Source organism: Butyrivibrio sp. NC2002 (genome assembly GCF_000702265.1).
Lineage (GTDB): Bacteria > Bacillota > Clostridia > Lachnospirales > Lachnospiraceae > Butyrivibrio.
Map to the genome: position 1 here is coordinate 38971 of NZ_JNKZ01000004.1, position 10773 is coordinate 49743.

Here is a 10773-nt window from a genome sequence, read left to right on the forward strand (position 1 = left end):
GATCAAAAATTCACATAAAGGAAGGTGCTGACTCCGCCGAGACTAAGCACGCTCCATACAAAAATAATGCTTATAAATACTGTCTTTAAGATACCGTTATTGCCTTGTGCAAATTTATCCGCCATATTTCTTGCAGTCTTCCCACTGAATATGAAAAGCGCGGAAACAACCAGGATTATCCACATACATAAATATCCACTCTTATTCCAGGAGGGAATTGGTGTGACTTTAAATACATACCACAGCTCGTCAAGCTGAAAACATTCAGCAAGCTCTATAGATATATGAAGTCCGTATTGCCCTATGCCGGTTGCACACTTTTTGAGGATAAGTGCCGCATCATTTACGGAAGGCGCTCTGAAAAATACCCATGCGGCGGTAACATATATAAATGTAAGCGCTGTCTTTATTACATTAATTGCGCCAAAGGGCTTGTTTTTATCAGGACCGTTTTTGCTCTTATCCTTATCGGTACTAGGATGAGCTTTTATCCTTGTTATCACCATCATTACGCCATGCATCATTCCCCATATTATGAAGGTCAGTCCTTTTCCATGCCAGATTCCGCTTATAAAGAACACGATAAGTATATTCAGATATGTACGCAGCACACCTCTCCTGCTGCCTCCGAGCGGGATATACACATATTTTGTGAAAAACTTCGTAAGTGTGATATGCCATCTATCCCAAAAATCCGATATATTTCTAGCGATATATGGTGCATTAAAATTCATCTGAAGCTCGATTCCCATCATGCGGCATACGCCCTCAGCCATGTCACAATACCCGGAAAAGTCAAAATACAATTGAAATGAATACGATATAGCGACTATAACTGCATCAAGTGCTGTAAGCGAAGCAACATTTCCATATCCGAAGTCAACTGCTTTTCCCAGTATATCTGACAGAAGAACCTTCTTGAAAAGTCCGAGTGCAAACAGATAAAGTCCGTCCATTATACCTTCTGAGTTTATCTTTTTTTCACTAAGAGAGGCTATCTGCCTGTTTAAATTATCATACTCTGATAGAGGTCCCTGCAGTATCTTAGGAAAAAACAAGATATAGGACAGATAATTTAACAGACTAAAATCCTTGATATTTCCTCTTTTCAGCTCTGTGAGAAATGCTATCTGCTGGAATGTGTAAAAGCTTATAGCCACTGGCATTACAGGATTACCTGAATATTTAAATGCGCATAATAAAGATACATTAAAGACTACCGCTATAGGGAGCCCCTTATTTTTTTCGGATATTATCTTTGCAAATATCGTATTTACAACAATGCTTAGTGCAAACACGCAGATGCTGCGCATCCCAAAGAACACAAAAAACAGCGCGGACATGGCAATTATCCACAATCTGATAGCCTTATCCGCACTTTTTTTGTCCACATATATTTGCATCAGGTACAATACAGCCAGAAAAACAGGCAAGTATATAAATATAAAGCTGTATGAATTAAACGTCATATCATCACTCTACCATTTCCGGATCTTCATAAATATTATAGCCGTCTATCGTATCAATCAGAGTCAGTCCCATAGCCTCAAGAGAATAATCAATGCTTCTGTCCTTGTACATAACTATATATCTGCACTTGGTTTCTCTTGTGGTCTTTAACAGTTCAGATGCGTTTATCGTTTCAACATTTTCAAAGGCTTCATGCACCGCATTGTAATACTTCCAGGCGATGATATCTCTGCCGTAGGGCATCATTATATTTGTGTCATACTGTCTGACAAAATGAACAAGTTCCTCAGGAAAAAGCGCCCTTACTCTCGGCTCTCCCTCCTCCGGACTTATAACATCGCAAATATCAACCGCAACCTGTGGTATATGATACAGATTTTCAGCCCTCTTCATATATTCGTTTTTATAGACAATGCTTCCGCACAAAATAATCGCAGCGCTGACAACCACAAGTCCTATCCTCTTATGGGATTCAAAGAGCTTGCATCCTGCATAGGCTATGCACACTCCCATAGGAAGGAGCCACAATATTCTATAGTAGGTATCCGCTCCGTCATCAAGTATTGCCACAAAAGCTATTTTAGTAACAGGCAAAAAGAAAAGAACGAGCACTATAAAAGGAGCTATCGCTATCACAAGCTTTTTCCGCATATCCTTCTCTGTAAAGAGAAGATAGATAAGCGCTGCCACAAACAAAAACAGCAGATACCCGTTTCCTCCGTATAATTTAAATGTAACCAGGTTTTCCCTGAAAATACCGTACATATTATTGTCACCTCAGTTTTTTATAGCAAGAAGTCATGGCATCCAGACTGCGAGGTATATCAAAAGATAAACCGCACTTGGGATCATCGCAAGTATCACTTTAATGATTATCTTAAAATTCCTTGTGTAGATAAGAAGTATAAACGACAAAAGGCCGATGAGCGCACCGCAGAAGATAATTCCCATAGAACTCATTATCCCTGCTGCCATATTGACCAAAAATAAGAGGACCCAGGTACTGTTTCTTATTATGGTTTTTCCTCCGCCTGTCTCTTCCTTCCACAGATAGCCGGGTTTTCTGCAATCATCAAATCTCCACAAAAACAGCCATAAAACAAGCGGAAGCATCATATTTGCAACCATTGCTTTTCCCTGCCAGGTACGCATCATAAGAAAAGTTTCAGCTGTGTAGATAGAAGTGTTTCCAAACATCTGAAACAGAGCTATGAATATCATAAAAACAGGAAGTGCATCACGCTTTGATCCCACAAGGATCCTTCCACATTCAAGATAGATCATATAAACAAGCGGAATTAGAACAAGTGGCATGACAGAATGAGCAACAATTGTTGCATGAACACCGCTCATCTTTGCTATAAATGCTATCCACATGGTAAATACTGCCATAGCATGTCTTATATCAAGAGATGTCGAGCTTCCCGTATACGGAAGGATCGTATTCATAACATCAGCCTGCTGAGCAAGCAGTGATTCCACCACATAATAGGCATCATCTCCGTCAAAAGGAGCCATTGCGATAGCCATAACAAGCTGAAACACAACTATCAGGACAAAAATCGCCCAAAATACGATTCCTTCTTTTGAATACTGAAGCTTAAGGAGTCTTACGTCTGTCCTTGGGCTCATAAGAGCCTCAGGCTCTGCCTTTTTATTGCCGGGAAAGGTAAGAAGAAAAGCAGCCTTTACTTTCTCAAAAGCTCCGGTACTGATCGTGCCCTCTTCTCTTGCCTCGGTAAAACTCTTTCTAAGTTTAGCTGCCGTAATACCGATACCCAGTATTGCTATGATCATCTGCACTGCAGAAAAGATACTGCAGCAGACAATAAAAGCGCCGTACTTGATCTTAAGCATACTTCCTATCGCTACTATTTCAAACGATGCAAAAGACAAAAGATATCCGCAGATGAAAGTAATTCCCAGTGTTTTTTTAGTTGTAGGCAGAATACTTTGTACAAACAGTCCCATGCACAGCGGGATTATAAGCAGCCAGAAAACAAGCAGCAGAACCTTTATCAGGATCATCCTTTAGTTAACCTCCTCCCTGAGCATTGATTTTAAGTGCTCAGTAAATATGTTGATTCCGGTGAGGTTTTCTCCACCTCTTGGAATAATAAGGTCGGCGTATTTTTTGCTGGGTTCGATGAACTGCTCATGCATGGGCTTAACCGTCTGCGCGTACTGAGTAAGGACACTGTCCACGCTTCTTGCTCTTTCAATAGTATCCCTTCTGATCCTTCGCATAAGTCTCTCATCGGCATCAGTATCAACGAACACCTTTACATCCATAAGGTCTCTTAACTCCTTGTTTTCAAGGATCAGGATTCCCTCAAGCAAAATAACCGGCTTTGGTTTAATATGAATAGTCTGCTCTGATCTGTTGTGGATAGCATAGTCATATACCGGAATATCGACCTCTTCACCCTTTTTAAGCTTCTTAACATCCTCAATAAGGCGTTCTGTGTCAAATGATGAAGGATGATCGTAATTAAGCCTTGATCTCTCATCATAAGTCAGGTCATTATGAGCCTTGTAATATGAATCATGGCTTATAACGACAATATCATCCCCAAATTTCTCCCTTATCCTGTTGACGATCGTTGTCTTTCCTGATGCTGATCCCCCTGCTATTCCTACGATACAGACTTTACTCATTTATTATTTCCTTTCATTAACTTAGTACATATTCCCTTCCTGCTGAAGTAAAATACACATGCGATACAATATCACCGTTATCATCATACAAAATGATCTGGATATCTTCGCTCGTATGACTATCATCATACAGGAAGTTTGATTCTTCATCAGAAGTAGGATACAGTAATCTGAATTTTTTCTCAATGGGAATGTAATTCAGATCCCCAAGAGCCGTATGTATCCCCTCAAGATTAGTTAACCCGCAAGACTCTGCGGTTTCTCCTAATGTCTTGTCTTTAATAAGAAGATATGGTCCTCCTTGATCTGCTGCCTCATCTATAGCCCCGGAGCCTGATAAATTGCTTATAAGATGCCTTAATCCGGAATCTGTAAGAGCATCCGAGTCCTCATTTATAAAAAGGATCATATTAAGGTCTGATTCTCTTAAAAGATTCAGCTTTTCAGACAAATCTGCGCAGTCATTTATATAATTCGCAAATTCCTTTTTATAAGCTTTTGCCGCCTCGTCGTAGTCTTTATATTTTTCATCCCCTCTGTGGTCTTCAAAAATACCAAGGGATGAAAAATAATCACCTATATATTCCGTTACCTTCTTTGCGCCGATAACGTTCAGATGTCCGTGATCGTTAAGATCTGCAGCCTCATCGATGATTCCTTCAGCTTTTAACATATTAAGGCAGGTGACATCATACATTGCAGCTATCTCTTCTGCAGAATTGGCCGCTATCTGGTCAGTTGTGGTTGCTGAAAAAGGAAGATATGTTACTACAATGCCGATGCCATCCCTCTGACACTCATCTATTATCTTCATGAGATAATTTCCGCCAACTGTAATATCAGGCAGTGTCTCTCCCTCCAAAGCACTCTCGTACTCATCAACATTTGTCTTTACGCCATACCTCATCTCAGCCCCCATGAGGCTGTTTACTTCAAGATTTCCCGTAAGCTTCTTAAAATCCTCCCCCGTAAGCTCTTTCCATCTGTCGTGATAGACTTCAAAATCAAAGAGGAACTGCCGCCTGATATCAGGATCCTGAACCAGATCATTTACAGCTGCTATTTTCAGCTTTGATAAGGGATATGCATCCATATTAAGATGCAACTGATCTATAGAAGTCTGCCTGTCAGCGTCTGATGAATCTTCATACATCCTGTCAATAAACTGATAGTCTTTTTCAAGCATATACGCATCCACTACAACATATTTGGGTTTGCAATTATCAAGCGCCCTTATAAGCTGCCAGTAGCTCTCCTGAAGAAGGCTCCCGTGTCCTCCCAGGTTGTAGGAGCTTATCCCGTATTCATCGTACAAAACAGCCGGATTTATACCATTTATCACATGTGATGATCCCAAAAACAAGACGTCGATATTATCTTTTTTTGCTTCCTCAAAAAAAGCTTCGTTTTTTATATAGCTTTCTTTTCTCTCTGTAACTGCAAAAACAATAAGTAAAGCACATCCCGCAATTATGAAAAATAAAGCTGTTTTTAGAAATGTCCCAAGTTTTTTGCTCATAGCTTAAGACTCCTATTTTTTTGTATAAGTCAACGTAAGTATACCAAAATCCATGCAAAAAAAGAAGTGACGGCACTCGCCATCACTTCTTAATGATTTCATTACAGGGCTCAGCTTTTATGATCCGAAGCTGAAATTATCAATTTCTATATATGACATGGGTTCGGGATCTGTTCCAAGAGCCTTATTTATAAAGTGCGCAATTGTCGTTGCGTAAATCTGTCTGCCCAGTTCTTTGTAATGAAGACCATCTGAAAGATATGAATCCACAGTAGTTCCATTAAGATCAAAATATGTGGAATACATTGTATCTACGTATGTATATCCTCCATCTTCGCAGACATTGTTGACTATGTCAGCATAGTCAGAGAGTGTACCTATTCCTTTACTTACTGTGTAACTGTCGCCGATAGCATATCCGTCAGCATTGTACCACATACAGTATGAAGGGCTGCAAAGAATGAACTTTGCATTGGGGCTGACCTCTTTAAGTGTATTTATTCCCACTTCCAAAGCGCCTCTGAAAGTATGAACATCAAAGCTACTGTTTGGGCTGCTAAGGTCCTTACCATTAATATAGTCATTTGCGCCATATTCGATAACGTAAAAATCTACTGTAGCAGGATCGATTGTATCCATCACCGCTCTTGCTTCATATTTATCAAGGAATGACCTGTCAACTTTTCCTGCAAGTGCATAAGCCATGCCTACAAAACAGGTATCACTCCAGCCATCAAGAGCATCTGTTGCATTTCTCTCAAGGGAAGCAGGTGTTCCGCCTATTGCCAGGTTGTACACCTTTGTCTTCTGCGGAATAAGTGCTGCTGTATATGCAGGGATCTCGCTTCCTGTTCCTCTTGCATTGTCAAACTGAGAATCTCCCATGAAAACAACGTGAATTGCATCATCTTCCTCTTTGACTTCTTCAACCTGTACGGGATTCTCTATTGTTTCCTCTGATAATTCCGGCTCTACAACCTCTTCAGGAGCTACGGTTGTTGCGGTCTGAGCGCTGTCTGCAGAAGTATCCTGCGCGTTTTGTGTATCTTCTGTAGCTTCAGTTGAAGCACTATCTGCTGCAGCTGCTCCGTCTTCAGCATTTTCAGATGTTTCTGTGCTTGCATCGGCTGTGCTCTCTTCTGTGCTTGCCTCAGAAGTAGCCTCTGTGCTTTCCATGTTATTTGCCTCAACAGATGTTTTGGCAGAACCGTCATCGCACCCTGAGAGTGCAGTCATTACTGTAAAAACCGACAAAATAATAGCTAATTTTTTCTTCATAATACTCCTCCTAACATGATTAAGATAAAACCTAATCGTGTTATTTTTGTGAACTCAATAATTTATTTTTGTCCGCATGAAGAGAAATAAGCCTCATTTCAAACTGTCTTCTATGATTGATAGTCATGTTGTGTAGTATGATTCCTGCAAACAATGAAAGGATTGCTGCTACCATGACAAATCCGCATACAATAAGTGTCGGGAATCTGAGCACCAGTCCTGTCTTTAAGTACTCAGCAAAGATCGGCACAAAGAAAATTACTGATATAAGTGTAAGAAGTAAGCTTACAAGGGAGAAAAATCCCATCGGCTTATAATCTCTGTAGAGTCTTGCTATCGTCAAAAGAACTCTCATTCCGTCCGAATATGTGTTAAGTTTGGACTCAGAGCCTTCCGGCCTGTCTCTGAACTCTATTACATAATTCTCAATCTGCATGTGATTGTTTACCGCATGGATAGTCATCTCTGTTTCTATCTCAAATCCGGTTGAAAGAACAGGAAATGTCTTGGCAAACTCAAAGCTGAATGCTCTAAATCCTGTCATTACGTCCCTTATGTCGCAGTCAAATAATTTATTGATGCTTCCTCTTACTATGCTGTTTCCAAAGTTATGAAAAGGTCTCTTATTCTCTGTAAAATATGTTGATGAAAGTCTGTCTCCGACTACCATATCTGCATTTTTTTCAAGGACCAGTCTGCACATTTCCGGCGCTGAATCCATAGGATAGGTGTCATCACCGTCTACCATTACATAACATTCAGCATCTATCTCTCTGAACATTCTGCGGATTACATTTCCTTTTCCCTGTACATATTCATGTCTTACGATGGCACCTGCGTTTTGCGCAATCTCCGATGTTTTGTCGGTAGAATTATTGTCATAAACATATATCACCGCCTCAGGCAGCGCCTTCTTTGAATCATTTATTACCTTTTCAATTGTCTGTTCCTCGTTGTAGCAAGGAATGAGTACCGCTATCTTATCCATAAGACTCCCTCGTTGATCAATATTATTGCGGAATATCAGCCATTTACGGAATCCGCTATTCCATAAACGTATATTGTATACGGTGATGAAGGATCACTGTATGTATTTATAAGCTCAAGACCAGCCTCATCGGCATTGCTTATATCTATTCGTGAAAAGATGTAATCACAATCCAGGTCATACAGCGCTTTTGCATCGATATAGATGTCGTTATCCGTAACTCCCTGCATGCTCTTTGTAGCCATTACAATGGAATCATCCGTTCCTGAATACAGATAACATCTTGCACCCCAGTCATCAAAATAGATCCTTGTCTGTTCCATCCTGTCAAGCGCGGGCGCGATAACTTTTCTGAACTGTTCCTTATACTCCTGAGTATAGAAGCCAAGGTATCCGTCAAGTGTCGAAATGCCGTTATATTCGAGGATTGCGGGGTGCATTCCATAAGCCACCGCCCACTCATCCTCTTCATATTGCAGATCGCTTTTTATTTTATCAAAAAGCTCTTTGGAATAAAACTCGCCGTAGCTTAATCTGTCGAGTGTTTTCCCTGTCTTAATGCGGTAAGCCGTTCCATAAGCGGTATCATACACATCGTTATAGTGAGAAGAACAAATAAGTATAACAAATACTGCTATAACAGGTATTGCGTAAGAAATTGCGCGTAAAAGCTTTTTACCCTCTGCTCTCAAATACAGCCTTCTGCAGAAAATAAAGAGCATTGCATACCACAAAAACGGGCTAAAGAAAATGGTTCTGTTGAACTGCCATCCTGTAAGAGGCGGTACAAGAAATGCGACAAGATTTCTCATCGCCTCACTATAGTAAATTCCATAGACAAAGCTGTTGAATACTATAAGAAGCATGAAGAAATTGTATATATCTTTGAATATTCCCTTGAAATCCTTTTTTACAATATATCTTGCATTAAGGAATACAAAATAGGCGCAGCAAATCGGAAATATAAAGTACTGATGCGCATCATCTGCGTGCATCATTCCGTTTTTAAACACTCCCCATATCTCTGTCATGATCTGGGCTGCGTTCATATTGGCATCCTTCATGGTGCTTCTTATCGTTACTTCATCAGTAAAAAGCATCTGCCCAAAGAGCCTGTATTCAAGAAGCACAAACCCGATAGCCAGGACAAAGAGAGAAACAACAAGTGCCCATGAAATCCTTCTGTCGCTTATCCATCTCCAGATGATCGCAAGTACGAGATATCCAAGGATGAACATTCCAAAGTATGAAAAATAGGAAACAACAGGGTACAGAAACAGTATCACATAATAAGGTATTGTCTTTACAGATAGTCCGTATCTGTAGATTCTTCTAAACAAAAAGATCACGAGCGGGATCGATGCAAAGGGTATTCCAAATGCCGGAAAAACATTGATTATCCCATAAGCAAATGCACATATAAAACCTATGCCCTTTGCAGCCTCATCCTTCAGATCAAAATCCCTGATAAGAAGAATGCCCGATAATACGCCTATTATTATCTTACAGATATAGTTAAGAACATAGGCTGTAAAATCAGGAAAAATCATGCATAGAATTGTATAAAAATAGAATTCTCCGGGTAAATTGTCCCTGCTTATTCCTCCCAAAAAAGGAACTTCCGCGTCGTGCATGAAAAACGTACCTGTATTGGACATCATTTTCATCTGTGCCACAAACAGATCCAAATTGTCTGCTATTGCAATATAGCTGTCTTTACCAACTATCATGAACATGGCAAAAACAGCTACTATATACAATACGCCAAGGCAAATATACCATTTTGATAATGCTTTCTTAACGAAGGTTTTCACTTCTTCTCCTTATCAAATGCTTTTATCCTCAGTCTTCTTTCTTAATAAGTTTCATTCTCTGCTGACCACCAAGTGCATTGGCATCACGTCCCTCAAGAATTGCATTTACAAGAGTCATTCTGAATCCTGCATCTATAAAGTCACAGTGCTTACAGAAGGGCTCATTCTGACGTCCGTCGGCAATACGTCTTCTTACATCCATAAGTTCCTTGGAAGCCCATCCGTCTTTAAGAGATGTCTTGGTAAGATCGGCATAATTTGTAACTTCATAATTATCACAGCAGCAAAGACCTATCTTACCGTTAGGCATGATCCACATATCTGTGAAAGGAAGAAGGCAGGTCTCCTTTATAACTTTCTCTGTTGCCTGCTTGTTCGGAGCAGATCCTGCTCTGTTTGTGAGAACTTCCTGCAGATAACGCATCTGGATCTGAACATCGAGGTCCTCATATTCCTTGGGATGATCCTTGATGTAATCATAAACCTTCTGAATATTATCATGAAGTTTGAATTCCATGCTGTAGTTGTTGATAATAAGCTGATTTATATAGGGTTTTATCTGATTAACCTTATCAATATCTAGTATGAGACCGTTTGTACTCATAAAGATATAGCAATCCGGAAGCTTCTCCCTTGCGTATTTATGAAACTCAATGATCCTTGTATCGAGCCAGGGTTCATTGTTTCCGTAAAGTGTAAGGTGTCCCTTGTATCCCCAGTCTGCGAGCTGATCAATGATGCTCTTATATACATTTTCATCGATCTTGCAAAAGGGGCGCTTCTCAGCATTCCTGTTGGCTGTACAGAATGCGCATGTGGAGTTACATCTGTTTATTGTCTCTATATTTACAACATTGGGCATCGGTACTTCTTCTGCATTCATGAAGTAGTCGATATAAGCCTTCTGCGATTTATTTCTTGTAACGAACTGAAGCTTAAGATATGCTTCACTAGCCAGCATAGGGAAATGCTTTCTTGCAAACCAGCCGAATTTTCCCATAAAACTGTTTATTTTAATAGGCATTTAAAAAAACCTCCTGAAAAAA

Annotated in this window: 9 protein-coding genes; all 9 read right to left on the reverse strand. The window is 40.0% G+C overall.

The features are described 5' to 3' along the window. Window positions 1–2: 2 nt before the first annotated feature. Window positions 3–1391 (reverse strand): MBOAT family O-acyltransferase, encoded by a 1389-nt coding sequence (locus T543_RS00190; protein ID WP_197023904.1) that lies wholly within the window; start codon window positions 1389–1391, stop codon window positions 3–5. An 82-nt stretch (window positions 1392–1473) separates the two neighbouring features. Beyond that, window positions 1474–2235: a hypothetical protein gene (locus tag T543_RS00195; RefSeq protein ID WP_035764459.1), complete on the reverse strand. Its 762-nt coding sequence runs from the start codon at window positions 2233–2235 to the stop codon at window positions 1474–1476. A 33-nt stretch (window positions 2236–2268) separates the two neighbouring features. Next, window positions 2269–3498, reverse strand: a complete 1230-nt coding sequence (locus tag T543_RS00200; protein ID WP_035764461.1) for a DUF6077 domain-containing protein — start codon at window positions 3496–3498, stop codon at window positions 2269–2271. A gap of 3 nt (window positions 3499–3501) precedes the next feature. Next, entirely contained in the window at window positions 3502–4128 is a 627-nt protein-coding gene (gene udk / locus T543_RS00205) for a uridine kinase (RefSeq protein WP_035764463.1), read from the reverse strand. Between the two features lie 16 nt (window positions 4129–4144). After that, entirely contained in the window at window positions 4145–5647 is a 1503-nt protein-coding gene (locus T543_RS00210; RefSeq protein ID WP_035764466.1) for a hypothetical protein, read from the reverse strand. 117 nt (window positions 5648–5764) lie between these two features. Beyond that, a complete protein-coding gene (locus T543_RS00215; RefSeq protein WP_035764468.1) occupies window positions 5765–6925 on the reverse strand; it encodes an SGNH/GDSL hydrolase family protein in 1161 nt (386 codons plus the stop codon). Between the two features lie 40 nt (window positions 6926–6965). Beyond that, window positions 6966–7913: a glycosyltransferase family 2 protein gene (locus tag T543_RS00220; protein ID WP_035764470.1), complete on the reverse strand. Its 948-nt coding sequence runs from the start codon at window positions 7911–7913 to the stop codon at window positions 6966–6968. Between the two features lie 35 nt (window positions 7914–7948). Next, window positions 7949–9727: a DUF6044 family protein gene (locus T543_RS00225; RefSeq protein ID WP_035764474.1), complete on the reverse strand. Its 1779-nt coding sequence runs from the start codon at window positions 9725–9727 to the stop codon at window positions 7949–7951. 28 nt (window positions 9728–9755) lie between these two features. Further along, window positions 9756–10751 (reverse strand): radical SAM/SPASM domain-containing protein, encoded by a 996-nt coding sequence (locus T543_RS00230; RefSeq protein ID WP_035764476.1) that lies wholly within the window; start codon window positions 10749–10751, stop codon window positions 9756–9758. Window positions 10752–10773 lie beyond the last annotated feature (22 nt).